This is a genomic window from Arthrobacter sp. P4_F11 (assembly GCF_056401395.1).
Window position 1 is genome coordinate 215,977 of the sequence record NZ_JBFUJK010000001.1, and the last position, 24,136, is coordinate 240,112.

The 24,136-nt window shown below is 64.3% G+C and carries 29 protein-coding genes and 1 pseudogene; 16 read left to right on the forward strand and 14 right to left on the reverse strand.

Translation table 11 applies throughout. The features are described from left to right. Positions 1-118: 118 nt before the first annotated feature. From qcrB to ctaE, 4 genes are all read right to left on the reverse strand, one after another. The gene (gene qcrB / locus AC1DRO_RS00975) at positions 119-1,795 is read right to left on the reverse strand and encodes a cytochrome bc1 complex cytochrome b subunit (RefSeq protein WP_028276729.1); all 1,677 of its coding nucleotides are present in this window, start codon (positions 1,793-1,795) and stop codon (positions 119-121) included. Continuing rightward, positions 1,773-2,846, reverse strand: coding sequence for a cytochrome bc1 complex Rieske iron-sulfur subunit (gene qcrA, locus AC1DRO_RS00980; protein ID WP_476949459.1), 1,074 nt, complete (start codon positions 2,844-2,846; stop codon positions 1,773-1,775). The genes qcrB and qcrA overlap by 23 nt, the downstream gene beginning before the upstream one ends. A 100-nt stretch (positions 2,847-2,946) precedes the next feature. After that, positions 2,947-3,735, reverse strand: a complete 789-nt coding sequence (qcrC, locus tag AC1DRO_RS00985; protein WP_028276731.1) for a cytochrome bc1 complex diheme cytochrome c subunit — start codon at positions 3,733-3,735, stop codon at positions 2,947-2,949. Positions 3,736-3,821: 86 nt separating this feature from the next. Beyond that, positions 3,822-4,460 (reverse strand): aa3-type cytochrome oxidase subunit III, encoded by a 639-nt coding sequence (gene ctaE / locus AC1DRO_RS00990; protein WP_476949460.1) that lies wholly within the window; start codon positions 4,458-4,460, stop codon positions 3,822-3,824. Between the two features lie 148 nt (positions 4,461-4,608). On the opposite strand from ctaE, the gene trpD reads away from it, so the two are divergent. Further along, a complete protein-coding gene (trpD, locus tag AC1DRO_RS00995; protein ID WP_476949461.1) occupies positions 4,609-5,670 on the forward strand; it encodes an anthranilate phosphoribosyltransferase in 1,062 nt (353 codons plus the stop codon). A gap of 72 nt (positions 5,671-5,742) precedes the next feature. Here trpD and AC1DRO_RS01000 read toward each other — a convergent pair whose 3' ends face one another. Together AC1DRO_RS01000 and AC1DRO_RS01005 are read right to left on the reverse strand one after the other, a co-directional pair. Continuing rightward, positions 5,743-6,024: an Lrp/AsnC family transcriptional regulator gene (locus AC1DRO_RS01000; RefSeq protein WP_028276733.1), complete on the reverse strand. Its 282-nt coding sequence runs from the start codon at positions 6,022-6,024 to the stop codon at positions 5,743-5,745. An 88-nt stretch (positions 6,025-6,112) separates the two neighbouring features. After that, positions 6,113-6,556 carry a DUF3054 domain-containing protein gene (locus AC1DRO_RS01005; protein WP_476949462.1) on the reverse strand — a complete coding sequence of 148 codons (444 nt, stop codon included), beginning with the start codon at positions 6,554-6,556 and terminating at the stop codon, positions 6,113-6,115. Between the two features lie 82 nt (positions 6,557-6,638). On the opposite strand from AC1DRO_RS01005, the gene AC1DRO_RS01010 reads away from it, so the two are divergent. From AC1DRO_RS01010 to AC1DRO_RS01020, 3 genes are all read left to right on the forward strand, one after another. Next, on the forward strand, positions 6,639-7,172 hold the full coding sequence (locus tag AC1DRO_RS01010) for a VOC family protein (RefSeq protein ID WP_476949463.1): 534 nt from the start codon (positions 6,639-6,641) through the stop codon (positions 7,170-7,172). Between the two features lie 91 nt (positions 7,173-7,263). Beyond that, the gene (locus AC1DRO_RS01015) at positions 7,264-7,419 is read left to right on the forward strand and encodes a hypothetical protein (RefSeq protein ID WP_156945122.1); all 156 of its coding nucleotides are present in this window, start codon (positions 7,264-7,266) and stop codon (positions 7,417-7,419) included. A gap of 170 nt (positions 7,420-7,589) precedes the next feature. Further along, on the forward strand, positions 7,590-7,982 hold the full coding sequence (locus AC1DRO_RS01020; protein ID WP_476949464.1) for an SHOCT domain-containing protein: 393 nt from the start codon (positions 7,590-7,592) through the stop codon (positions 7,980-7,982). 48 nt (positions 7,983-8,030) lie between these two features. Here the strand turns inward: AC1DRO_RS01020 and AC1DRO_RS01025 are convergent, their stop codons facing one another. Further along, positions 8,031-8,450: a LuxR C-terminal-related transcriptional regulator gene (locus AC1DRO_RS01025; RefSeq protein ID WP_476949465.1), complete on the reverse strand. Its 420-nt coding sequence runs from the start codon at positions 8,448-8,450 to the stop codon at positions 8,031-8,033. A 94-nt stretch (positions 8,451-8,544) separates the two neighbouring features. On the opposite strand from AC1DRO_RS01025, the gene AC1DRO_RS01030 reads away from it, so the two are divergent. The 5 genes from AC1DRO_RS01030 to AC1DRO_RS01050 all read left to right on the forward strand — a co-directional run bounded on the left by AC1DRO_RS01030 (position 8,545) and on the right by AC1DRO_RS01050 (position 13,100). Next, entirely contained in the window at positions 8,545-8,934 is a 390-nt protein-coding gene (locus AC1DRO_RS01030; RefSeq protein ID WP_476949466.1) for a VOC family protein, read from the forward strand. Positions 8,935-9,057: 123 nt separating this feature from the next. Further along, positions 9,058-10,248 (forward strand): Fic family protein, encoded by a 1,191-nt coding sequence (locus AC1DRO_RS01035; RefSeq protein WP_476949467.1) that lies wholly within the window; start codon positions 9,058-9,060, stop codon positions 10,246-10,248. Between the two features lie 91 nt (positions 10,249-10,339). Then, positions 10,340-11,101: a MerR family transcriptional regulator gene (locus AC1DRO_RS01040; protein ID WP_476949468.1), complete on the forward strand. Its 762-nt coding sequence runs from the start codon at positions 10,340-10,342 to the stop codon at positions 11,099-11,101. 115 nt (positions 11,102-11,216) lie between these two features. After that, on the forward strand, positions 11,217-11,666 hold the full coding sequence (locus AC1DRO_RS01045; protein WP_476949469.1) for a cupredoxin domain-containing protein: 450 nt from the start codon (positions 11,217-11,219) through the stop codon (positions 11,664-11,666). A gap of 60 nt (positions 11,667-11,726) precedes the next feature. Further along, the gene (locus AC1DRO_RS01050; RefSeq protein ID WP_476949470.1) at positions 11,727-13,100 is read left to right on the forward strand and encodes an FAD-binding oxidoreductase; all 1,374 of its coding nucleotides are present in this window, start codon (positions 11,727-11,729) and stop codon (positions 13,098-13,100) included. 46 nt (positions 13,101-13,146) lie between these two features. On the opposite strand, the gene AC1DRO_RS01055 is transcribed toward AC1DRO_RS01050, so the two are convergent. Then, entirely contained in the window at positions 13,147-14,199 is a 1,053-nt protein-coding gene (locus AC1DRO_RS01055; RefSeq protein ID WP_476949471.1) for a S66 family peptidase, read from the reverse strand. A gap of 741 nt (positions 14,200-14,940) precedes the next feature. Here AC1DRO_RS01055 and AC1DRO_RS01060 point away from each other — a divergent pair. From AC1DRO_RS01060 to AC1DRO_RS01070, 3 genes are all read left to right on the forward strand, one after another. Then, on the forward strand, positions 14,941-15,075 hold the full coding sequence (locus AC1DRO_RS01060; RefSeq protein WP_476949472.1) for a hypothetical protein: 135 nt from the start codon (positions 14,941-14,943) through the stop codon (positions 15,073-15,075). A gap of 201 nt (positions 15,076-15,276) precedes the next feature. Continuing rightward, positions 15,277-15,765 carry a GNAT family N-acetyltransferase gene (locus AC1DRO_RS01065; RefSeq protein ID WP_476949473.1) on the forward strand — a complete coding sequence of 163 codons (489 nt, stop codon included), beginning with the start codon at positions 15,277-15,279 and terminating at the stop codon, positions 15,763-15,765. A 398-nt stretch (positions 15,766-16,163) separates the two neighbouring features. Then, positions 16,164-16,958 carry an MBL fold metallo-hydrolase gene (locus AC1DRO_RS01070; protein ID WP_476949474.1) on the forward strand — a complete coding sequence of 265 codons (795 nt, stop codon included), beginning with the start codon at positions 16,164-16,166 and terminating at the stop codon, positions 16,956-16,958. A gap of 101 nt (positions 16,959-17,059) precedes the next feature. Here the strand turns inward: AC1DRO_RS01070 and AC1DRO_RS01075 are convergent. Together AC1DRO_RS01075 and AC1DRO_RS01080 are read right to left on the reverse strand one after the other, a co-directional pair. Continuing rightward, positions 17,060-17,509, reverse strand: a pseudogene (locus AC1DRO_RS01075) (AAA family ATPase); the annotation flags it as partial. Positions 17,510-17,687: 178 nt separating this feature from the next. Continuing rightward, positions 17,688-18,293 (reverse strand): GNAT family N-acetyltransferase, encoded by a 606-nt coding sequence (locus tag AC1DRO_RS01080; protein WP_476949475.1) that lies wholly within the window; start codon positions 18,291-18,293, stop codon positions 17,688-17,690. Between the two features lie 191 nt (positions 18,294-18,484). Between AC1DRO_RS01080 and AC1DRO_RS01085 the strand changes: the two genes are divergently transcribed. From AC1DRO_RS01085 to AC1DRO_RS01095, 3 genes are read left to right on the forward strand one after another with little or no spacing between them, the layout of a single operon-like run. Next, positions 18,485-18,766, forward strand: a complete 282-nt coding sequence (locus AC1DRO_RS01085) for a DUF3311 domain-containing protein (RefSeq protein ID WP_476949476.1) — start codon at positions 18,485-18,487, stop codon at positions 18,764-18,766. After that, entirely contained in the window at positions 18,763-20,457 is a 1,695-nt protein-coding gene (gene mctP, locus AC1DRO_RS01090) for a monocarboxylate uptake permease MctP (RefSeq protein ID WP_476949477.1), read from the forward strand. The genes AC1DRO_RS01085 and mctP overlap by 4 nt, the downstream gene beginning before the upstream one ends. Positions 20,458-20,508: 51 nt before the next feature. Further along, complete coding sequence (locus tag AC1DRO_RS01095) at positions 20,509-20,838, forward strand: hypothetical protein (protein WP_476949478.1); 330 nt, start codon at positions 20,509-20,511, stop codon at positions 20,836-20,838. A gap of 37 nt (positions 20,839-20,875) precedes the next feature. On the opposite strand, the gene AC1DRO_RS01100 is transcribed toward AC1DRO_RS01095, so the two are convergent. Continuing rightward, entirely contained in the window at positions 20,876-21,601 is a 726-nt protein-coding gene (locus AC1DRO_RS01100) for a class I SAM-dependent methyltransferase (RefSeq protein ID WP_476949479.1), read from the reverse strand. Between AC1DRO_RS01100 and AC1DRO_RS01105 the strand changes: the two genes are divergently transcribed. Further along, entirely contained in the window at positions 21,492-21,899 is a 408-nt protein-coding gene (locus AC1DRO_RS01105; RefSeq protein ID WP_476949480.1) for a cupin domain-containing protein, read from the forward strand. The genes AC1DRO_RS01100 and AC1DRO_RS01105 overlap by 110 nt on opposite strands. A gap of 23 nt (positions 21,900-21,922) precedes the next feature. Here AC1DRO_RS01105 and AC1DRO_RS01110 read toward each other — a convergent pair whose 3' ends face one another. The 3 genes from AC1DRO_RS01110 to AC1DRO_RS01120 form a co-directional block, all read right to left on the reverse strand. Beyond that, positions 21,923-22,462: a dihydrofolate reductase family protein gene (locus AC1DRO_RS01110; protein WP_476949481.1), complete on the reverse strand. Its 540-nt coding sequence runs from the start codon at positions 22,460-22,462 to the stop codon at positions 21,923-21,925. A 32-nt stretch (positions 22,463-22,494) separates the two neighbouring features. Then, positions 22,495-23,001: a hypothetical protein gene (locus tag AC1DRO_RS01115; RefSeq protein WP_476949482.1), complete on the reverse strand. Its 507-nt coding sequence runs from the start codon at positions 22,999-23,001 to the stop codon at positions 22,495-22,497. A gap of 93 nt (positions 23,002-23,094) precedes the next feature. Then, a complete protein-coding gene (locus AC1DRO_RS01120; protein WP_084476006.1) occupies positions 23,095-24,036 on the reverse strand; it encodes an AraC family transcriptional regulator in 942 nt (313 codons plus the stop codon). Positions 24,037-24,136 lie beyond the last annotated feature (100 nt).

Genomic DNA, 24,136 nt, shown 5'->3' on the forward strand with positions numbered 1-24,136 from the left:
GCCCGTCCCGCCGAGGGGGTTAGGGTGCGAAGTGCACCGCGTTGCTGTCGTCTCCGGGGAAGCGGGAAGGCCCGGTCCCCAAGGGGATCGGGCCTTCCTGTGTGGTGCTGGGTGCCGCCTAGTGGCTCAGCGACTTCGACTCAGCAGTTTCGATCGCTTCGTGGGCGCCGTGGTGGCCGTGAGCGGCCTCCAGCTCAGCCGGAGTGGCCGGAGCAACCCGGTCTTCGAAGAACCAGCGGGACAGCTTCGCGCGGCGCTTTTCCTTGCGGTCCACGACGCCGTGCTCGTTCGGCACCGCGGGCAGCGGGGCCGGTGACTCGAAGCCGACCAGCTTGTAGCGCTTGTATTCATCCAGCGGGGCGTGGACCTCGATGAACTCGCCGTGCGGAAGTCGCACGATGCGGCCGGTTTCACGGCCGTGCAGGGCAATCTCGCGGTCCTTGCGTTGGAGCGCCAGGGCGACCCGCTTGGTGACGATGAACGCGATGACCGGGCCGATGAAGAACAGTGCGCGCAGCCAGTAGGTCACATCGTTCAGGGCCACGTGGAAGTGGGTGGCGATGAGGTCCGAGCCGGCCGCTGCCCACATCACGCAGTACCAGACGAAGCCGGCCATGCCGATTGCCGTACGGGTAGGAGCGTTGCGGGGGCGGTCCAGGACGTGGTGTTCGCGGTTGTCCTTGGTGATCCAGCGTTCAATCCACGGGTAGGCGAACATGACCGTGAAAAGGATGCCCGCCGGGACGAGTGCCGGCAGCAGCACGTTGAACGTGAACATGTGGCCGAACCAGATCTGCTCGACCTTCCAGTCGCCGATCGTGCCCGGCATCAGGCGGAGGGCGCCGTCAACGAAGCCGATGTACCAGTCAGGCTGGGTGCCTGCAGAAACCGGGGAGGGGTCGTACGGGCCGTAGTTCCAGATCGGGTTGATGGTGAAGAACGCCGCCATGATGGCAACGACACCGAACACGATGAAGAAGAAGCCGCCGGCCTTCGCCGCGTATACCGGTCCCAGGGGGTAGCCGACGACGTTGCCGTCGTTGCGGCCGGGGCCGGGGTACTGCGTGTGCTTGTGCACAACCACCATGAAGAGGTGCATGACGATCATCAGCAGGATGAGCGCGGGAACCAGGAGGATGTGGAGCATGTACAGGCGGCTGATGATCATGGTGCCCGGGAACTCGCCGCCGAAGAGGAAGAACGAGGTGTAGGTGCCGATGACCGGGATGGACTTGATGACGCCGTCGATGATGCGCAGGCCGTTGCCGGAGAGCAGGTCATCGGGGAGTGAGTAGCCGGTGAAGCCTGCGGCCATGGAGAGGATGAGCAGGACGCTGCCCACCACCCAGTTCAGTTCGCGGGGCTTGCGGAATGCGCCGGTGAAGAACACGCGGAGCATGTGCACGGACACGGACGCGACGAACAGCAGGGCTGCCCAGTGGTGTACCTGGCGCATGAACAAGCCGCCGCGGACATCGAAGGAGATGTTCAGCGAGGAGCTGTAGGCCACGGACATTTCAACGTTCTTCAGCGGCGTGTACGAGCCCGCGTAATGCGTCTCCGCCATGGACGGATCGAAGAAGAACGTCAGGAACGTGCCCGAGAGCAGCAGGATGACGAAGGAGTACAGTGCCACTTCGCCGAACATGAACGACCAGTGGTCCGGGAAGACCTTCCGGCCGAATTCACGGAGGATTCCGGAGCCGCCAACCCGCTGGTCGACGAAATCGGTGATGCGGCCGCCTGTGGTCTTGGCGACGAAGACAGGGGCATCAGGCGTTGTTGTTGAGGACATGCTGCTCACGCTCCCAGTAGGTCGGTCCAACGGGTTCATGGAAGTCGCTCGTGGCGACGAGGTAGCCCTCAGCGTCGACTGCGATAGGCAGCTGGGGGAGGGGGCGGCTGGCCGGGCCGAAGATAACCTTGCACTGTTGCGTCAGGTCGAAGGTTGACTGGTGGCACGGGCAGAGCAGGTGGTGGGTCTGCTGTTCGTACAGCGCAACAGGGCAGCCAACGTGGGTGCAGATCTTGGAGTATGCAACGATGCCGTTGTAGGCCCAGTCTGCGCGCTCGGGGGAGGGGTTGAGCAGTGCGGGGTCCAGGCGCATGAGCAGAACGACCGATTTGGCCTTCTCGTTCAGCTTTCCTTCGCTCAGTTCATTGAGACCCTCGGGGATGACATGGAACGCGGAGCCCATGGTGACGTCGGCGGCCTTGATGGGGGTGCCGTCCGGGTCGCGGGCCAGCCGCTTGAGCTTGCCGTCCGGGGCCGGGGCCCACAGGGTGTGGGCCAGCTTGTCGTCCGGCCGGGGACCGAGGTCACCGAAGATGGCCAGGGCCGGCAGGGGGGCGAGGGCGACGGCGCCGAGCAGGGTGTTGCGGATCAGTGGCCGGCGCTTGATGCCGGTTTCCTCGACGATGTCATCGACGATGCGGACGGCAGCCTGGCGGTCTTCCTCGGTGCGGATCGCGTGGCGCTCTTCCGAGACCTCGTGGTCCGGCATGAGGGCTTTGGCCCAGTGGACGATACCGGTGCCGATGCCCAGCATCGCGAACGCGGTGCCGATGCCCAGCAGTGCGTTCTGGAGACGGATCGTCGCGATCGCGGAGTCCTGCCCCAGATCGATCGCAAAGTACGCCACCAGGAATATCAAGGTGCCAACGACCGAGATGCCGAACAGAAGGGCTACCTGCCGTTCTGCCTTTTTTGCGGCCTTCGGGTCCGTGTCAGCCAGGCGCAAACGGTGCGGGGGAATTCCAGGATCCTGGAATTTCTCCACCTCATTCTGACCAGCCGTAGCTACGGTGCCCGAGTCGTTCGGACCGCCGTCACTATGGTTGCCCATAATTCGCCTCATCCTTCTCTCGTCTCGGCGAGTGCCGAGTTAGGTTTCAATTCAAACTGCTGACGGGTCAGCAGAAAATTCTTACAGGTGCAAGGTCCGCTTAAGAAGTGCGGGATGTCAGCCAAATGGTGAACGCGATGATGACGCCCAGCCCGGCGATCCAGACGAAGAGACCTTCGGAGACCGGTCCCAGAGCACCAAGATCGGCGCCGCCGGGTGAACCGTTGGCCTCAATCTGCTTCAGGTAGGTGATGATGTCGCGCTTGCCCTCCGGAGAGATGTTCGCGTCACTGAAGACCGGCATGTTCTGGGGGCCGGTGACCATTGCTTCGTAGATGTGCTGGCCGGAGACACCTGCGAGGGCAGGAGCAAACTTGCCCCGGGTCAGTGCGCCGCCTGCAGCGGCGGCGTTGTGGCACATGGCGCAGTTGGTGCGGAACAGCTCTCCACCGTTGGCAGCGTCGCCCTTTTCATCGAGCACACCTGCCTCGGGGATGGCCGGGCCGGGGCCGAGGGAAGCAACATAAGCAGCCAGCTGCTTGGTCTGTTCCTCGTTGAACTGGGCGGGCTTCTTGTAGGCCTGCGGGCCGTTCATCTGCATGGGCATGCGGCCGGTGCCTACCTGGAAGTCAACAGCGGCGGCGCCGACGCCCACAAGGGACGGTCCGGCCTGCGACCCGCTGGCACCCATGCCGTGGCAGGTGGCGCAGTTGGCGGCAAAGAGCTTGCCGCCTTCCTCTACGTCGCTCGCGCTGTAGGTGGTGGTGTCGGCCTTGGCCTGGTTGACGGTGGTGGCAACGGCGTACAGCCCACCCGTGACCAAGAGGCCCATCAGCAGCAGTGCAATTGCTGCCAGTGGGTGACGTCGCTTCTGCGAGAGTGCCTTCACGTGGTGGTTCCTTTATTCGATCCTGCGGTGGCTCCGGGAGCCGCTTCTTGAAATTCTGCCTCTTGTAGAAAAAGAGTCAAGTCTGACTACTTGAGGACGTAGATGACCAGGAAGAGGCCAATCCAGACGACGTCCACGAAGTGCCAGTAGTACGAGGTGACAATCGCCGAAGTTGCCTCAAAGTGTCCGAACTTCTTCGCGGCGAAGGAGCGGCCCATGATGAGCAGGAAGGCAATCAGGCCGCCGATGACGTGCAGGCCGTGGAAGCCCGTCGTGATGTAGAAGGCTGAACCGTAGGCGTTGGTGGCCAGCGTTACATGCTCGGAAACGAGCATGGCGTACTCGGTCGTCTGGCCGGCGACGAAGAAGGCACCCATGAGGAACGTCAGGATGAACCATCCGTTCATCCCCCACTGGGTGAAGCTGAAGCGTCCGCCGGTCCGGCGCGGCTGGAGCCGCTCGGCAGCGAACACGCCCATCTGGCAAGTAAAGGAACTTGCCACAAGGACGATCGTATTAACGAGCGCAAACGGGAAGTTGAGCTTGGCTGTCTCTTCGGCCCACATCAGTCCGGAAGTCGAACGGAGTGTGAAGTACATGGCGAAGAGACCGGCGAAGAACATCAACTCACTGGACAGCCACACAACGGTTCCAACAGAAACCATGTTCGGGCGGTTCAGCGTCGGGTGCGCCGGGGTACTGGGGGCATGGGTCGCAGATGTCACATAGACATTATGTCTATAAAAGTCCGTCCTGCCCAACGCAAACCGCGTTTTCGGAGGACTTTTTCTACAAAGACGCGAATTCGCGCGGAAAAGTTCCCGGCGGGGTTCACATTGGTCTTTGCGGGGCGGACCTCGATAGCATCGGGAGGTGACTTCACAGGCATCTGCACAGGCGGCAGGCAACACCTGGCCGCGGCTTATCAACGCACTCATCAGCGGCGCCGACCTTACTGCCGGGAGCACTGAGTGGGCCATGAATTCCATCATGTCCGGTGAGGCAACGCCGGCCCAGGTGGCGGGATTCCTGGTGGCGCTGCGGGCCAAGGGCGAGACCGTGGATGAGCTGGCCGGCCTGGTGGAGGCGATGATCGCCAACGCCAACCCCATTGACATTGCCGGTGAGAAACTGGACATCGTCGGCACTGGTGGAGACCAGCAGAACACTGTTAACATCTCCACGATGGCCGCCCTTATCGCCGCGGGAGCTGGGGCCCGGGTGGTCAAGCACGGCAACCGTGCGTCGTCGTCCTCGTCGGGATCCGCCGATGTCCTGGAGGCCCTCGGCGTCCGGTTGGATCTCCCCATTCCCCGCGTGGCACTCAACGCCGAAGAGGCGGGAATCACGTTTTGCTTCGCCCAGGTTTTCCACCCCTCCATGCGGCATGCCGCCGTCGCCCGCCGTGAACTCGGCGTTCCGACGGCGTTCAACTTCCTGGGCCCCATGATCAACCCGGCACATGTCCAGGCGTCGGCGGTGGGCGTCGCCAATGAGCAGATGGCCCCGCTGGTGGCCGGAGTGCTGGCCAAGCGAGGCAGCCGCGGCCTGGTTTTCCGCGGCAATGACGGCCTGGATGAGCTCACCACCACCGGCCCGTCGCGGGTGTGGGAGATCCGCAACGGTGAGGTAACTGAGGAGGCGTTCGATCCACGCGATCTCGGCATCCGGACGGCCACGCTGGAGGAGCTGCGCGGCGGGGATGCGGTGGCCAATGCCGCCGTCGTCCGGGCTGTCCTCGGCGGTGCGCCGGGGCCGGCCCGCGATGCGGCGCTGCTCAACGCCGCGGCCGGGCTGGTGGCGTTCGACCTCGACGCTGTGGGTCCGCTGGCGGAGCGCATGGCCGTCGCGTTCAACCGTGCCGAGCAGTCCATTGAATCCGGAGCCGCGGCCGCGGTGCTGGACAGGTGGGTCGCCCTGTCGCAGACCGCCTAAAGATCACATGAGACGGGCCCGGCAGATTTCTGCCGGGCCCGTCTCATGAGCTGTTCGTAGTTCGGTTGTTCGCTACTGCTCGAATCCGAGGGCAAAGGCCGCATCGAGGTCGTGCTGGGAGTAAGCGCGGAACGCGATCTGCGTAGTGGTGTGCGCGACGCCGGGAACCTTGGAGAGCTTGTCCGCGATGACGTCCGCCAGGTCCTCGTGCTTGGCGACCCGGGCGATGGCGATCAGGTCCCACTCGCCCGTTACGGAATAGACCTCGCTGATGCCGGCGATGGCGGAGATTTCCTCGGCGGTCTCCGGGATGCGTGAAGCGTTTGTCTTGATCAGGACGAATGCGGTGACCACGTGTGAACCTTTCCGGATCGGTTGCGCCGTTTGCGGGCCTGTCGGCTGCCCTTGCACGGGCGCTGCCATCTTCTGCAAGCCTAGTGCATTAGGCCTGGCGGTGGCGTGAACGCAGCCGCCGAACGCCCGCGGCCACAAGGCGGTAACCCAGGAGGAAAACGGCCAGGCTCAGCAGGGCCACGATGATGAAGGGCAGTACCACCGTCTGCCCGGTGAGGGCCCGCAGGATCATCCCGACGCCGACGGTTCCCAGCCAGACAGCGACGCCGGCGGGCCACACCCGCAGGGGGTCATGCCACAGCCGCAGGACCAGCCAGGCCAGTGCCGCGCCGGCCAGGAACGGCCACGCCGTCGCAAAGACGCCGGTGATGATTTCCCCGCGCTGGTGCGCGTCGCGCCCGATCGCCGCGAAGAGCAGAATCAGGAGTGCATCTGCGCATGCTGCCAGGGCTGCTGTCTGCGCGGGCCGGAGGCCGGAATGGGGAGCGTCCTGGGCGGATGGGCGGGGGAGTTTGGGGGTTGGAGAAGGCATGCATCCAAGCCTAGTCCCGTGAGGATGGGCTCCGGGCGGGGACCGTTGTGTGTGAAGTCACCTCCGGGCTAGGCTCGGCCCCATGCCGCTGATCGCCGCCGGAGTCTGCCGGCGGCACGGCAAACGCAAGGGGAGCGCTGTGAGCGAAAAAATCACCACCTGCCTGTGGTTCGACAACCAGGCCGAGGAAGCCGCCGAGTACTACGTCTCCATCTTCGACGGCGGCAAAATCCTCGACGTCTCGCGGTACGGCGACGGCGGTCCCGGGCCCGCCGGCCAGGCCATTACCGTTCAGTTCCTGCTTGACGGGCGCACCTTCACGGCATTGAACGGGGGTCCGGCCTTCACTTTCAATGAGGCGGTGTCCTTTGTGATCGACTGCGCGTCGCAGGAAGAAGTGGACCGGTACTGGTCGGCCCTGACTGACGGCGGCCAGGAAAGCCAGTGCGGCTGGCTCAAGGACCGGTACGGGGTCTCGTGGCAGGTTGTGCCGGCCGTGCTGGGACAACTGATCGCTGGCCCCGACCCCGACGGCGCCCAGCGTGCCATGCAGGCAATGCTCGCTATGCGCAAGCTGGACATCGCCGCCCTGCAGGAGGCCTACGACGGCGCATGACGCCGCGGGTCCGCGTGGCCCCCGGGGCCCTCCCTGACCCCGGTCGGCGTGGCCCCCCGGCCCAGGGACTGTCCGCACATATGATCGTGGCATGAGTAGCGACGCCGTTCCGGAGGCTGGTGTCCCGGTGCAGCTGGATCCTCAGCTGGACGGCCAGCTGAGCATTAACGACATCCTGCTCGAACTTGGCCAGGCTCCCGTGGTGCACCCCTCGCCGGATGCGGCGAGTGAGCTGCACTTCTTTTAGGCCCGCCGCTTCCGGTTCCGCCATCCCGCGCCTGCTCCACAGTTCGTTCTGCTGGCCCCGCATAGTGGCGCTTCCGCGCTGGATTCGGGCCCTTTGGTCCTAACGGGGCACGACCCGGGGAGTTAGTTTGGCGCTTAAGGATGCCAGCAGGGCCTCCTCGGAACGGAAGGATGGCTCCCGTGGAGCAATTCTGGAACTTCATTTGGCTGTTCTTTTGGTCATTCGCGTTCATCGCGTATCTTTTCGCGCTGTTTGCAGTTATCTCGGATATTTTCCGGGACCACGAACTCAGCGGTTGGCTCAAGGCTGTGTGGATCATCTTCCTGGTCTTCGTGCCGTTCCTCACGGTTCTCGTGTACCTGATCGCGCGGGGCCGCAGCATGGCCGAGCGCCAGGCCCGCAGTGCCCAGCAGGCCGAAGCCGCAACAACGGAATACATCCGCTCCGTGGCCACGGCGTCCCCCTCCCAGGAAATCGCAAAGGCCAAGGAACTCCTCGACGCCGGCACCCTGACCCAGAGCGAATTCGACGCCATCAAGGCCAAGGCGCTGAGCCAGGCCTGACCTCCCCGCTGCGTCCTATGGGTGCATTTCCCGCCCTCGGACCACCCGTCAGTTCGTCCGCCGGCAGCTGGCCAGACCGTGTTCGTAGGCGAAGATGACGGCGTGCACACGGTCGCGCAGCCCGAGTTTCATGAGGATGCGGCCCACGTGGGTTTTGACTGTTGGTTCCGCCACGGTCAGTCGTTCCCCGATCTCGGTGTCTGTAAGTCCCAGGGCAATGGCCGAGAGTATTTCCCGTTCCCTCTGTGTCAGTGATGCCACCGCGTCATCACCCGCGGACGGGGGACCGGAGGGAAGCCTTTGGCTGAAGAGGTCCAGCATCCGGCGGCTGACCCGGGAGGAAATGGCGGCGTCTCCTCCGGCGACGGCCCTAATCGAGGCAAGCAATTCAGAGGGCCCGACGTCGTTGAGCAGAAAACCACTGGCGCCGGCCCGGAGCGCCGCGACGTCGCAGGTTGCACGTTCCACTCCGCGGTGACCGACCAGAATCTGGCATCAGCTGTAGGGCGGGCCTTTGATCCGCGGCCTGTGCGCAGCAGGAAACAGGGGTACTGTGAGCCGCATGGAGATGCGCCTCGAGGTAGTGCAAGTACCGGTCAGTGATGTGGACAAGGCCAAGTCGTTCTATACGGACCGACTCGGGTTCGTTCTGGACCACGACGTCGAGTACATCCCGGGAATGAGGGTCGTGCAACTCACGCCGCCGGGCTCCGCCGCCTCTATCGTCGTCGGCACCGGAATGACCAGCATGCCGCCGGGCAGCCTGGAGGGCCTGCAATTGGTGGTCCCCGATATGTCGTCGACGCGGGCTGAGCTGCTTCGGCGGGGAGCGGAAATCAGCGAAGTCCAGGACATGGGTGGAATCGCCTTCGCCTACTTCAGCGACCCGGATGGCAACCGCTGGGTCATTCAGGAAGCCACACGGCCGGGTGTGAGGGAAGCCGGCTCCTAGGGCTGGACGATCGAGGGCAGCGCGCCCCGCCAAGGCAGCTTTTCCGAAGCACGCGTCGCGTTATTCATGTTTAGCCCCTAAAATCTAAATAGTAGGGTGACTATTTAGACTTCCGGAGGATCCATGACCCGCTGGCCCGCGCACGGCAGCAAGATGATGCCGTGGAAGTCGTCCGGGCGGCCGCCGCGCGAAGATCGGGAATTCACCGAGGTGGTGGTCTCGCTGCCACCCTTGATCGCCGGGAGCTGGTTCGATCCGGGGCGTGAGACCATCGTCGCCCTGGAAGAGGCCGCCGTCGCCATCGCGTCCCTGGACGTCACCGCCGGCACGCGGATGGCCGCCATTAGCGGGTTCCTGTTGCGCAGCGAGGCGGTTTCCTCCTCCAAAATCGAGCATGTCAACGCCAACCGCGACGACTACGCCCGGGCCATGATCGGGCTCAAGGCCAGTGACGACGCCCGCTCCATGGTGGCTGCCGCCGACGCCGTACAAGGGATGATCGACGACGCCGGGCGAACCGGCGAGATCCGGCTGGAGGCAATGCTGGCCGCCCATCACACGCTCATGAAGGACGACCCGATGGACGGCCCACACGCCGGCCGGTTCAGGGAAGTTCAGAACTGGATCGGCGGCAGTGACCATTCACCGCGCGGCGCCATCCACGTCCCGCCCCCGCCGGAGCTCGTGCCGGACCTGATGGAAGACCTGCTGGTCTTCTGCAACCGCCGCGACGTGCCGATCATGGCGCAGGCGGCGATCGCGCACGCCCACTTCGAGTCCATCCACCCGTTCACCGACGGCAACGGGCGGATCGGGCGGGCACTCATTGGGGCGATTTCCCGGCGTCGTGGGCTCACCAGGAACACCGTCACCCCCATCGCGTCGGCGATGGTCGCCGACGTCGACACCTACTTCCGCCTGGTCAATAACTACCGCTCCGGTGATGCCGATCCATTCGTGCTCTACCTGGCCCGTTCCGCTGTCCGCGCCTCGGATGCCGCCCGCGAATCCGTCGCCGCCCTCGATGCGCTGCCGGCGATGTGGCTGGAGCTGGCCCGGCCACGCAGAGGATCCGCGGACGAGAAGATCATTCCATGGCTTCTGGAGCGGCCCGTGTTCGAGGCTCACAGCGCGGCCCACATTGCCGGCGTCGCCGAAAGCTCCGTGTACGCCGCACTGCAGCGGCTCTCCAACGCCGGGGTCATTACCCCCGTCACCCAGTCCAAGCGCAGCCGTGCCTGGGCGGCGACCGAAGTCCTCGACGAGGTGGACCGGCTGAACGACCGGTTGGCCGACGTCGGGAAGGCTGGCTGACCGGACGGAAGGAGCCGGCGTCGGTGGCCGGCCCCCGGGGCCGGCGGAGGGTCTTGATCCTCACGCGGGGTGAGGATCTACGGTTGTTCCCATGACAGAGACGAGCGGTGCCACAGGTCAATGGAGCATCGGCGAACTTGCCAAAGCGTGTGGCGTCACGGTCCGGGCGCTCCATCACTACGACGAGATTGGGTTGCTGTCGGCAGGCCGGCGGACGGCTTCCGGTCACCGCCGCTACATCGAGGAAGACGTCCGGCGGCTCTACCGGATCCGGGCGCTGCAGATGCTCGGCCTCCCGCTGGCCGAAATCGGCGCTGCACTGGGAACCCCTGCCGATGACGTGGGCTCGCTGCGCACGCTCCTGGAAAGGCAATTGCTGCATCTTCGCCAGCACGCCGAGCAGGTCCAGGCGGTCCAGGACCGGATACGCCATCTGCTTTCACGCATCGACGGGGCCGCCATGCCGGCGCCGGAACAGTTCATGGCAACTTTGGAGATGATCACCATGCTCGAAAACTACTTCACACCGGAACAGCGCCAGGAACTGGCCGGCCGCAGAGCCGAACTTGGCAGCGACAGCATCGAGGCCCTCAAAGTCCGTTGGGCCGCATTGGTCGAGGAGGTTCCCAGGCACGTCGAAATCGGGACGCCGGTATCCGATCCGTCCATCCGGGCATGGGCCAGGGCATGGGACGAAATCGGATCCATGTTCCACGCAGGCGAAGAGACCAAAGCCGCTGCCCGTTCCATGTGGCAGGACAATAGGACTGCCCTCAGCGCCGGTCTGCCCTGGACCCCGGAGCAGCTGGCCGGACTCATGGCCTACCTGCAAAAGGCCAGGACGCAGTCCTGATCGCCCGTGCTCCCTGTCGGCGCTTTTCAGCGGTGCTTTTTGATGGTGGCGGATGCAGAATGGAAGGAAGCCGGGCTGATTTCTCAGCCCCCTCCAGCGTCCAGGACGGCACATCATGACGGGCAACAAGACACGGACGGCACTTGTGTTGGCAACGGTACTGATCGGGCTGAGCGGCTGTGCCGGAGGCGGCGGAACGCAGGCATCGGCCCCTGCCACGACCGCCGGGACCTCTCCCAGCATGTCGATGGAACCGTCTGCCCCGGCCGGCTCCACCGCTTCGGGGCCGGGAAGCGGGGCGGCAAACGCCGCCGCCGCAACCATCACGATCAGCAACTTCGCCTACGAGATCCCGGGTGCGGTGGCTCCGGGCGCGGAGGTGAAGGTGATCAACATGGACACCGCAGAGCACACGGTAACCGCAGACCAGAATGCGACCCTCTTTGATGTCGAGGTCAAGGAAAACGGCGGGACGGCCACATTCAAGGCACCTTCCGAACCGGGGACCTACGCTTTTCACTGCACCTACCACCCCAACATGCACGGCTCATTGACGGTCAAATGAGCGCGACGCCGCCGGCCGGCGCGCGTCCTCGACGATCTCGAACGAGAAAGGTGCCGTGGCGTGGCTTTCGGGACCCCCGCACCGTCGCTTGACCCATCCGTCGTCGATGGCCTGGGCTCGGCGCTCCGGGGCCGGCTGTTCCGGCCCGGAGACGCCGGCTACGACGAAGCCCGGAAGGTCTTCAATGCGATGATTGACCGCCGTCCGGACGTCATTGTCCGCCCTGCCGACGCCGAGGATATTCGCCTTGCCGTGAACTTCGCCCGGGAAAATGATCTCCCTGTCTCCATCAAGGGCGGCGGCCACAACGTGGCAGGGAACGCCGTCGGCGCCCGCGGGCTCATGCTGGATTGCTCCGGCATGAAGAACGTTCAGGTCGACGCCGAACGGCGCGTCGCCTTGGCTGGAGCGGGTGCGCTCCTGGCCGATCTTGACGTCGCCACCCAGGCGCACGGCCTGGCCACGCCGCTCGGAGTCGTGTCGGTTACCGGCATCGCCGGTTTGACCCTCGGAGGTGGTATCGGCTGGCTCAACGGCAAACACGGGCTCGCCTGCGACAACGTGCTGGCCGCCGACATCGTGACTTCGGATGGCAGGCTGCTGACGGCGAGCCCCGACCAACACACAGACCTCTTTTGGGCCATCCGCGGAGGCGGCGGCAACTTCGGTGTTGTCACGTCTTTCACCTATCGTTTGCATCCCGTCGGACAGGTTCTTGCCGGAGCGCTCTCATTCCCGGCCGAACGGACAAGGGAGGTCCTGGGCTTTTATCCCGGATTCGCCGCTTCGTGCCCCGACGAACTCTCGATGTCGGCCAGTCTGGGGTGTGACACCTCAGGACGCCCTGTCTTCGGCATCGGCGTCTGCTGGAGCGGCGGGCATGATGAGGCGGAGCTGGCGCTCCGGCCCCTGCGCGACCTCGGCCCAGATGTGGACGCGGTGGTGCCCACCGATTATGGCGTTTGGCAAAGCGCCCACGACGGCGGCTTTCCGCCGGGCCGGCACCACTATTGGAAATCGAGCTTCTTGACTGACCTCACCGCCGACGCCATCGATGTCCTGCTCCAGTTTGCGGCCGAGATGCCTTCAGCGGCGAGCGGCATCGGAATGCAACAACTGCACGGTGTGGCCGCTCGGGTTCCCCCGGCGGCCACGGCATTTCCGCATCGCCGGTCCCAGAGCGAGCTCCTCATCCTGGCCCAGTGGTCCAAGCCGGCAGAAACGGAGCGCCACGTCGGCTGGGCCCGCGCCTTCTTCGAAGCGATGCAGCCCTTTGCCGCTAGCGGGGTGTACGTCAACGATCTTGGCCAGGAAGGGGAGGAACGGGTGAGGGCAGCCTACGGCGCCAACTACGACCGGCTGGCCGCTGTCAAAGCCGCATACGACCCCATCAACCTCTTCCGATCAAATCAGAACGTGCGCCCGACCGCATAGGAAATGATGATGACCCGGCGTGTGCTCCTGGCACTGCCCGCCACGGTCAGGCATAGCTGGCTGTAACCGTCCTGGCTTCGCCGTCGAGTTGGATTCGACCGCCGTAGGGGAGGATCCACTGCGGTCGGGTGTGCCCGAAGGGAACCCCGATGCACACGACGGCGGCCGGGTTGTACCGGGCGATTTCGGTGCTGACCACATCGCGCTGTGCGGCGCGGAGCCGAGCCCGTTCGGCGGCAGCCGGAACCTGCCCGTGGCTGCTGACTGGAGGCCTGGCGACCAGCACGCCGTCGACCGCCCCCAGGACACCACGCTCGCCGAGCGCTCGAAGCCATCGCTTGACCCAATCTGCGGGAGCCAGCAGTTCGCTGGTTTCGAGGATCAGGATTGTGCCCCGGAGCGCGTCGACGGAGGGCAGCCTGTCGGCGATGGCGAGCTGGTCGAGGACTTCGATGCAGCCACCCCAGGTGTAACCGGAGACCTTGCGTTCGGGACCCGTCCACCTCCAGGGTTCGGTGGGTTCGCGGTCGCCGTATTCGACGAGTGCCCGCAGCTCGAGCCAATCCGGCCCGAAGTCCTCTGACTCCCCGGGATCGGTGATCTCGAGCTCGCCTCCAGTGAGCAGCGCGGCCCGTAGGGAAGCGAGGTGGACGTCGTCAGCACCTGGCCCGGCGCCGAGGTGGACCTGGGTCGAACCGCCGTAATATCCGCGTATCCCGAGTGACCACAGCCAGTTCAGCAGGTTGGTGTTGTCGCTGTATCCGACGAAGATCTTTGGATTCGCCCGGACGGCCGCCTCGTCGAGATGAGGTACGACTGTGATCTGGTCGTCGCCGCCGATGGTGGCGAGAATCGCGCGGATGCTGGGATCGGCGAACGCCGCATTGATGTCCGCCGCCCGTTCCTCGGGACTGGATCCGAGCTTGCGCGTCGTCGGGAATTCCACAGGAATCAAACCCGTAGCCGCTGTGAGCCGCCGCATCGCCTGCTCGTGCACGGCCGGGGCGAATCCGGGGGCGGCGAACGACGGGGAGAGAACCGCCACTCGATCGCCCGCATTGAGTTTCGGGGCGGACAGCTTCAGCTGCGAATGATCCATGCACTCATCGAACCAGACGGGACGTGGTTCGAGGCAACTCGACGACCCGACGTGCCGGTGCAGGATCCTCCAACGTGCTGCGGAGGAGTAGCAGGCCAAATAGCGTGTGCCGATGACACGCCCGACAACTCCGTGATTCAGAAATAGTGTGGGTCAACGCCGTATCTGGCGCGCATCGATTGTCGGTATTTGGCGCAGCCAGTGCTGTAGGCTCCGATTCGAACCTTGGGGGACTGATGCTGAACTACTTTCGCGAAACGCAAGAGGCACGATTTGCAACCCGTGCACGCCGGATCTATGGCTACGTCTCCGTCGGCTTCGTTGTTGCTGTCGGGGTCTTGGTGATTGCCGGCCTTGCGCCAGTTTGGACTTCCTGGACGATCCTCGGCGTTTCTTGCGTTCTGGACGCTTTCCTGACCCGAAAGTGGATCAGAGAAGACGCACTGAGGGCTTATCGAAGCGACCGGGCCGGCTGACGCCGCCCCGGCGGTGGGCAAGGGGCAATGCATTAACGGAGGCTGCAACGGCCGCGGCCGGCACTTAACGGGGGAAGCTATGGACAAACGTCCGTCAAGCCACAATGGAAAGCCGTCAGCATGGTCCCTCGTCCAGCTGGCCCTCAGTCTCTGCGCGTTGGTGGCAACAAGTGTCGCGGCCATCTTGTGGAATCCGATCGACGCAGACTTCATCAATCGCGCCGACAATGCAGGGTGGGACCAATCTGTGCTTCTACCGCACCAAATGGAACTCTCGCTCGTCCTCAACGCGTCAGTACTGGCAACGTTTGTCGTCGTCGTGACCGCGATCATTGGCGTGCTGGCCTCACGCCGGCGGACCAACGCCACGCTGCCCGCAAATCCGTCCGCTATCGCCTGATCCGTCCCGCCCAGGGTTCCCGGCCCGATATTCCGAAGGTCTAAATGGACTCGTGAACGGTGGCCGGAAAGTTGGAGCCGCAATACCGCGTGGCTCTAGCCTGCGACGTGCTGGTCACCGGCAGTCCAGAATTATCAACGTAGTTTCAAGCCGACGGAGGTCGGCGCCTGGCATATTTCCGATGGCTGGAATACTGGGGAAATGACTCTCGCTGAACTGGAACTGCCTGGCGGCCCATTCACGATCAGGAAAGCTGAATCATTTGATGTGGCTTCGATTGTTGGGCTACTGGCTGCCGACCAGCTCCGAGCCTCCGTCGACTCCATCGCAATCGAACACCGGCGTCCCTACGATCTTGCTTTCCAGGCAATTGATGCGGACCCTGCGCAGCTTCTTCTCGTTGTTGTCTCGACCGAAAATGAAGTGGTTGCCACCATGCAGCTGACTTTCATTCCCGGGCTCGCCCGAGGCGGAGCTACGCGACTGCAGATCGAGGCAGTCCGGGTCCGGTCTAACCTTCGGAGCAACGGTCTGGGAGGGGCGATGATTACGTGGGCTATCGCTGAAGGGCGCCGGCGGGGCGCAAGGCTGGTTCAGCTTACGTCTGACGCGTCCAGGGTCGCAGCACACCGGTTCTATGAGCGTCTTGGCTTCGAAGCGTCGCACGTGGGCTTCAAGCTGTCCCTCTGAGTTGTGGGTACCAACGGTAAGCGGCGCTGTTCTGGTGTGGGTTAGTGGCCTTAGGGGGCTCCCGAACAGCGCCGGAGATAGGAATCATTCGACGCGCTCCGCGCAATGCTGAAGGGGCCCACCCGCTGCGAATTGATCGGGAGTTCCGCTGGCCTTCTCTGCAGCATCTTGTCGCGGCGCAATTCCGGGATCCACCGTCCCACGACTCCTTAACAGGTATTTGGTCCTCACTATAGGAGTTGCAGAACGCAATACCGTTAGGAAGAGGAGATGATGGGCCGCATGGACCATTGGATGAATGTCTCCGCCGACCTGCGGGTCGAGCAAGTTCCGGGGGACAGCCACGCCGTCCGCGATGTATACGAGGCCAGCTCGTGTTGAGGCAGGTCGCAGAGGGCGTGCTGATCCATGAGAGCGCGTTCTGCCAGAGCAACGCCGTCGTCGTGCAGGGCCGGGCTGGCGTGTTGCTCATCGATCCCGGGGTGCACGGCTACGAAATGGACTGCCTCGCGAAGGATCTGTCCGAGTCGGGCCAGACCGTTGTGGCAGGCTTCTCGACGCATCCTCATTGGGACCACCTGCTTTGGCACGCCGGGTTCGGCGCGGTTCCCCGTTACGGCACCGCGCGATGCGCGGCTACCGCCCGGGATCGGCTTTCGGGCGGACTGGAGGCGGTCGCGAAGGCCGCCGGCATCCCCGAACAGGTACCGCTGGACCTCCTCGGCCTTATTACCGGCCTGCCCGTCGATACGGCGCAGATTCCTTGGGATGGGCCCCAAGTCCGCATTCTCGAGCATCGAGCACATGCCCCGGGCCACGCGGCGCTGTTGATTGAGGAACGTGGGGTTCTCGTCGCCGGCGACATGCTTTCTGATGTCTTGATCCCGATGCTCGACTTGAACGACACCGCTGACCCGATCGAGGACTACCTCGCCGCGCTGCGGCTGCTCGAGGGCGTGGCTGGCGACGTCGATGTCCTCGTCCCCGGCCACGGGTCCGTCGGCGGAGCTGATCAGGTACACGCACGGATCGACCAGGATCGGGCGTACGTGCACGCCTTGCGTGACGCCCATGATCCCAGCGATCCGCGGGTCGGCCCATCGGCCGCTCCCGGGTGGGACTGGGTGAGCGGCGTTCACGCATGGCAACTCCAGCGCCTCGCCCAAAAGCAGTCGGGAAAGCTCGACACATGACATGAGCTTTGACCGCGATCGGAGGTTCTTGGTTCCCCTTTGGCCTTGTCTGGCATTTTCCGTTCGGGGACGACGTTAGTTCAACCCCGACCGGGCCGGCCTTATAGGTGTCGCAGGTATCTTTCGGGGGAGTCCAGGAAGGATCGCCAGTTTGAAACCAGATCGAGGTCCGACCATTCCTGCTGCCGAAGTCCCCACGGGCCGACTTCGAGAATCTGCGCGCCTGGAAGCGCTGCAAGGACAGGGGAGTGTGTGGACATGATGACTTGCGAGGAACCTTCGGCGAGGAGATCTTTCAAGACCGCGAGGAGGCTGAGGCATCCCGCGAAGGACAGCGCTGATTCCGGTTCATCGAGCACCCACAATCCGCGTCCCCGGAAACGATCCACTGCCAGTTCCAGGAACGATTCGCCGTGTGACATGTCGTGGAACGAGATGTCCGTACCCACGGTGCTCGGGTTCTTCTCGAGATAGGTGAAGAAGCCGTGCATGGTTTCCGCGCGCAGGAAGTAGCCGCGTCTTGTGGCGCCGGCGTTGCGGACAAGCTGCAACAGGGGGCAGGATACCTGGCCACCGACGGCGGTCGAGGACGTGGGCCGGGTCTTCGGCCAACCGTCTGATCGGAAAGCTAGGCGGGGGCATGCCCCATTCTTACAGGCTGAGAAGTTCGCGGCGGCCAAGACGAAAGGTCCTGGGAAATACCAGTCATTTCGAACTGAAACTCCGGGACTACCGAAATAGAGCGAAGACACGCACGGGTTCCGGAGCGAAGTTCGACCCCTCCGTAAAGCCCATGGCTTCGTAGAAGGCGCGTTGCCCTGGTTCATTGTCAGTGATGAGCACTGTTTGCCGGACATGCGCGTATCGTGCCGTGACGTGTTCCACCAGAGCCCGGCCTACGCCCGCGCCTTGGAAAGGCGGCCGTACAAGGATGTCCTGCAGATAGCAGATGGTCGCATCGTCCGACACAACCCTCGCGAGGCCAACAAGCTCACCATTCGCGTTCCGGGCCGCCACGACAAATGAGGAACTTCGGATCGCTCTGGTGAGCAGTTCTGGATCCCGGGTATAGGCGGCCCACCCCACAGATTCGTACAACGAGAGAACCTCGGCATCGGAAAACTCGTTGGATGTGAAGATGCTGAACGCCGGCATCCGACCAGTGTTGCATGGCCTTGCCATTTGTTCATGACCACCGTTGACCACCGGAGAGGAATGGGTCACCGGGTCCGCGAAATCCATCCCCTGTCTGGGTTGCGGATCCGCGGTCAGGTGCCGATTGCGTGCCTCAATGAGCCTGCGGAGATAGCGTGCCGGAACCAGCTTCTCGGCCACGAGCCCGACCGGACCGAACGGGGCCGCAAACCGATCCCGACTATCATTCCACCGAGGCGTGCTGGCACTGTCGGAGGCGAAGGCCGGTGTCTATTCTGTTCTATAAAGACCGTTGCGACATGCGGTCTGCAGGTCCCGGCACTTCCCGGGAAGCCTTCCCGCTCCGGGGCCGTCTCGATGAGGAGGCGTCGATGTCCAGTCCCGATGTGCCAACACGCGGGCCGGCCAGATCCGGTCCATATGTCATCACCGGAATCCTTTTGACCATCGCCATTGTGGTTCCGCTGTATGTGCCCGCGTATTCGGTCGATGCGCCGCGCTGGGCGGGTATGCCGTTCTTCTACTGGTACCAGATGATGTGGATTCCGATCACCTCGGCCTTGGTCGGGGTCTCCTACTGGCTAGTCATCAAGGAGGATCGCCGCCGGCGCGAATCGGTGCGCGGCATGACCAGTCCCGGGGAGGAGCGATGAGCGGGATGGCCCTTCCGCTGGCCGCTCCGGACCGGCCCGTTAACGTCGTGGCACTCACTATTGTGATTATTCTTTTCGTCCTGGTGGCCGTTTTGGGGTTTGTTGCCGCGCGGTGGCGCCGGGGCGAGGAAACGGGGCTGCACAGCCTCGATGAGTGGGGCCTCGGTGGCCGCGGGTTTGGAACCTGGGTAACCTGGTTCCTTCTCGGCGGTGACCTGTATACGGCCTATACCTTTGTGGCCGTTCCCGCTGCGATGTGGGCCACCGGGGCCGTGACCGGCTTCTTCGCGGTGCCGTACACAATTGTTCTGTACCCGATCGTATTCCTGCTGATGAGCCGGTTGTGGTCCGTCTCGCATCGACATGGGCTCGTCACGCCGGCCGACTTCATTGGCGGCCGCTATGGCAGCAGGTCCCTGACCCTTGCCGTCGCCATCACCGGCATCGTCGCGACCATGCCGTACATCGCGCTGCAGTTGGTCGGCATCAAGGCTGTGCTCACCGTGCTGGGCTTGGGCAGTTCGGAGAACGTTCTGCTGACGGACCTGCCGCTGATCATCGCGTTCGTGGTCCTGGCCGCGTACACCTATACGTCGGGCCTGCGGGCTCCGGCCCTGATCGCCGTTGTGAAGGATCTTCTGATCTACCTGGCAGTGATCGTTGCGGTCATCTACCTGCCGATCAAGTTCGGCGGCTGGGACCCCATCTTCAACTCCGCCGAGGCGAAACTGAGTGCGACCAACCCGGCTACCGGCAAACCCACGGGAGTGTTCATCCCCGGCGCTGCCAGCTACTCCGCCTACTGGACATTGGCCCTGGGCTCTGCCTTGGCGCTGTTTATGTACCCGCACTCCATCACCGGCGTCCTCGCAACCAAGAGCAGGAACACGATCCGTAAGAATGCCGCTGTGCTCCCGCTGTACTCACTGATGCTGGGGCTCCTGGCACTCCTGGGCTACGCAGCCATATTTGCCGGTACCGTACCGGTCGACCTGAATGGTGCCATCAACCCGCAACTGGTGGTGCCGCAGCTGTTTTTGGACCAGTTCCCGGCGTGGTTTGCCGGCATCGCACTGGCCGCCATCGCCATCGGTGCTCTTGTCCCGGCGGCGATCATGTCAATAGCGGCGGCAAACCTGTTCACCCGTAACATTTACGTCGATCTCATCAGGCCCGACGCCACGCCCCGGCAGGAGGCACACGTCTCCAAGATCGCGTCGCTCGTGGTGAAGTTCGGTGCCTTGGTTTTCGTCATTGCCATGGACCAGTCGGCGGCAATCAACATGCAGCTGCTCGGCGGTATCTGGATCCTGCAGACCTTTCCGGCGATGGTTGCCGGGCTCTACACGCGCTGGTTCCACCGGTGGGCGCTTTTCGGCGGCTGGGCAGCCGGAATCACCTATGGCACCATCGCGGCGTACAACGTGGTCAATCCCGTCACGAAAGCCCACTTTGGCGGCTCCATCGCGGCCATTCCCGGCACGGACACGCAGGTATACATCGCTGTCACAGCGTTTGCGATCAACCTGATCGTCGCCGCCGGCTTGTCTCTTCTCTTCCACGCAATGAAGCTGCCCGATGGGAAGGACATCACACGCAACTCGGACTACGGCGCCGACGAGAACGATCCGAAGGTCGCCCAGATCGAGCGCGAGCACCCGCTCGGCGAGTCCGGCGCATCCACATTCTGATTCGCTGGAACCCTCGGCGCCGAAGAGGCACCCCGTGGCAGACTTTCTGCCATGGAGCCCATGGATTGTCTGGTCATCTACGTCCCCACCGACGCTGCGCCCGCCCTCCGGCAGGCCATTGGCGACGCCGGGGCGGGCAGGCTCGGCAACTACTCCCACTGCTCGTTCAGCCTCGACGGCACCGGCCGTTTTACCCCGTTGCCCGGCGCAACCCCGTTCGTCGGCGTCGTCGGTTCCCCCGAGGAGGTGCCGGAAACCCGGATCGAGGCAATCTTCCCCCGCTCCCGGCGTAACGCCGTCGTCAATGCCGCGTTGTCCATTCATCCGTACGAGACGCCGGCGTTCATGACCTACCCGGTCGATGCCAGCCGGCCGGACTGAGCAACACCGGGGGTGCAGCGCGGCGGAAACTGTGAGGTCACCCGCGCCGGGTGGCACGCACGACGACATCGTGCAGCGGCAACGCACGGTCACCGGGTCCGGGGAGTGTCAGCGTGATCTCCTCGGCACTCGTGATGTTCCATACGGCAGCGTTGAGACCCCCGGTGATGTCCGCGAGGGTGACAGTCGCTTCCGGGGGAGGGCGGTGCCCGTGCCCCGGGGCGGCGGGAGCGTGCAGGTGCCCGACGATCAACAGCGTGCCGCCGGGGGCTACCCAATCCGAGATGCGTTCGTAGAAGGCAAGCTGCGGCATCGCCGGGTGAGCGTAGTGGGTGGTCACAAGGTCGAACCGGCCACCCGGTGCCCATGACGTCAGGTCCGCCTCGACCCAGGTCACCGTGCCGGACACAGACTGCCCTTCGGCACGCTCGGCCGCTTGGGCGAGGGCAGCGCCGGAGATGTCGGCGCCGGTGACCTGCCAGCCGTGCGCGGCGAGCCAGGTCGCCTCTGCCCCTGTCCCGCACCCGGCATCCAGCGCTGTTCCCGGTGCGAGTCCGCTGGTTTCGCGGATGAGATGCGGGTTCGGGGCAGCCCCTCCCGAATCTGCCTGGGCGGGACCCTGGGCTCTCGAGCAGCTCCTCCCCCTGGCCCGCGTGCACGGGGTAACCCTCGACGAACTCGTCGATGCGCCGCCGACCGGCGACCCCCGGCTCAATCTGCGTCCCGTCGCAGGTCCGGACGGGTCGACGATCTTGCCTCTCACGCGCCGCCCGGGCGGCATTCAGGCCTACAAGTTCATCCTCCCCAAGGGCAGGGATGGCCAGGAGCCTCAGCTGCGCACCCACGAAGGCTACGACTGTGCCTATGTCCTCAATGGCACCTTGCGCCTGGTCCTCGGTGAACATGACCTGATCCTCAGGCCCGGCGAAGCCGTGGAGTTCGACACCCGAACCCCGCACTGGCTCGGCGCAACCAGCGCCGGTCCGGTCGAATTCCTCAGCCTTATCGGCAAACAAGGTCAGCGCACCCATGTCCGGGCGGCACCCAAGCGCGATAGCTAGGCGCATCCTCTGTTGTGCTCTCCTTAGGACCCTGCCGGCGCCATTCGGAGGGCCAGCATCCCGCCTTCGAGGAGTTCAAGTTCGACGATCCGCAGTGTGTGCCGGGTTCCGTCCTCCGGCAGCATTTTCTTGCCACGCCCGAGCACGATGGGGGAGACCAGCAGGACGTACTCGTCCACGAGGTTCTCCTCCATGAGCGTCTTGGTCAGCGTCGGGCTTCCCCACACGAGCACGTTCTCCCGCTCGCGAAGCTCGCGGACCTGGCCGGGTATGTCGTCGGCGATAATCGTGCTGTTGTTCCAGCCGGCGTGGTCCAGTGTGGTCGACACGACATACTTCGGCATCGCGTTGAAAGTGTCGGCGGTGAAGTCGCCCGACCGCGACGGCCAGGAGGCGGCGAAGCCGTCATAGGTGACCCGGCCGAGCAGCATCGAATCCGCCCCGGCCAGAACTTGTTCGTTGTAGGCCACGGTGGCGTCGCTGAAGAACGGGCCCGTCCAGAGCTGGGGCTCCTCGGCGACGTTGTCCAGAGTGGAAAAAGCAGTCACTGTCAGCTTGCCCATGAAGATCTCCTTCAGGTTGTGGCGCCTGGCTGTTATCCGCGGTTTCGGAGCCGGAGTGTTCGTGCCTCGTGGATGGCGGCCAGGGCAACTGCGCTGGCGGCGAGCCTGACGGCGTGGACCCTGTACCACCGCTTCAGTAGGGGGTTGCGGCGCGTCTCACTGAGCGGTTGTGGGCTGAAGAACAGGTCGGGGTTGATGGACCGGAGCAGATAGGCGGTGGCGGCCGCACCCGTCGTCGAGCTGGCCGCAGCGGCTAGCAGCCATGGCCTGCTGTCGGCATGATTCCAGCCTGCCACGAGGGCAGCGATCGCCGCCGGCGCATTGATCGGTGCAATCGGTGCGTAATAACGGCCCGGGCTTCCCGCTCCAAAGGGCGAGCGGGGCAGTTCACGGCTTGCTTCAGCGGCCGCGACGCGGTGCGGGATTTTGACGAGGACCTCATAGAGATTGCCGAAAAACCAATGCGCGTGGCTGAACTCCGCCACGCCCAAGATCCGATCAGCGAGAAAATCCCGGCGGCCCGAGGAAGTCTGTCCCATGCCCACAATCTACCGCCGATGCCCATCGCCAGGCCATGGTGACCAGCTCGCGCGCTCCGGGGCGGGAGAATGCAGAACCCCGCGCTGCTGCCGTCAGTGCTGCACCCGCTGACGATAGTCCCGGGGGGTTTCGCCTGCGTCATTGCGGAAATGCCGGTTGAAGTTGGACAGGTTCGTGAAACCCACTTCGTAGCAGATGTCCGAGATCGATTTGTCGCTCCGCTCCAGCAGGCGGCGGGCGTGGGCCAGCCGAAGTTTGCGCACCAGATCACTGAAATTCTGGCCGGTCGCGCGCTTGAAATACTTCGAAAATGTCGGTTCCGACATACCCACCAGCGCCGCCGCCTCGGACATCCTGACGCTGCCGGCGTGGTTGCTGAAGACATACTCGAGGACGAGGTCCACCACCGCCGCGGCCTGCCCGTCCAGTTGCGGCCTGAACCATTCGTCGGCGAGGTAGCGCCGTTCGGACTCTGGCGCACGCGAAAGAATCGCCAACACGTCAAAGAGATGCTGAAGCCGCTGCAATCCGGTGGAGGTCCCCATCGCCTCCAGGGAAACGGCGGCGGCCCGGGCTGATCGTCCGAGGAACTCGATCCCACGCGAGGACTGTTCCAGCAAGGGTTTAACCTCGGCCATTTCCGGCAGAATCGAGGCGGCCCTCTCGACCCATTTTCCGTCGAACTGAATGAGGACGTCCCTGCCCTGAAGCACTTCTCCGGGTCTCAGGTCGCTGACCCAGTCGTGCGGCAGCCCCGAACCTACCAGGGCCAGGTGTCCGGCCTCGAAAGTGCCGATGTGGTCTCCCACGATGAACTTCCCGGTGCCTTTCCGGATCAGGTGCAGCTCGTATTCAGGATGGTAGTTCCAACGTGCGACCGGGCTGGGGTAGTCGTGCTCGTGCCAGCGCACGGAATGGTTGGGGTCTTCCGGAATCACCTCACGGTTGGCCCGCATCCCCAGGAGTCTTTCGGCAAGCCTGGCCGCTGCGCCGTCATTGATGGCCGAGCCGCCGCCTGGGTCCGCCGCGCTCATCGTGGTTCTCCCTGCTTTCGGCTCATGACAAATGTGCGGCATCTGTGCCGACTCTTCCCAGAATAGCGCCCGGACGGGGCCGCTCCCGGAAAATTAGTAT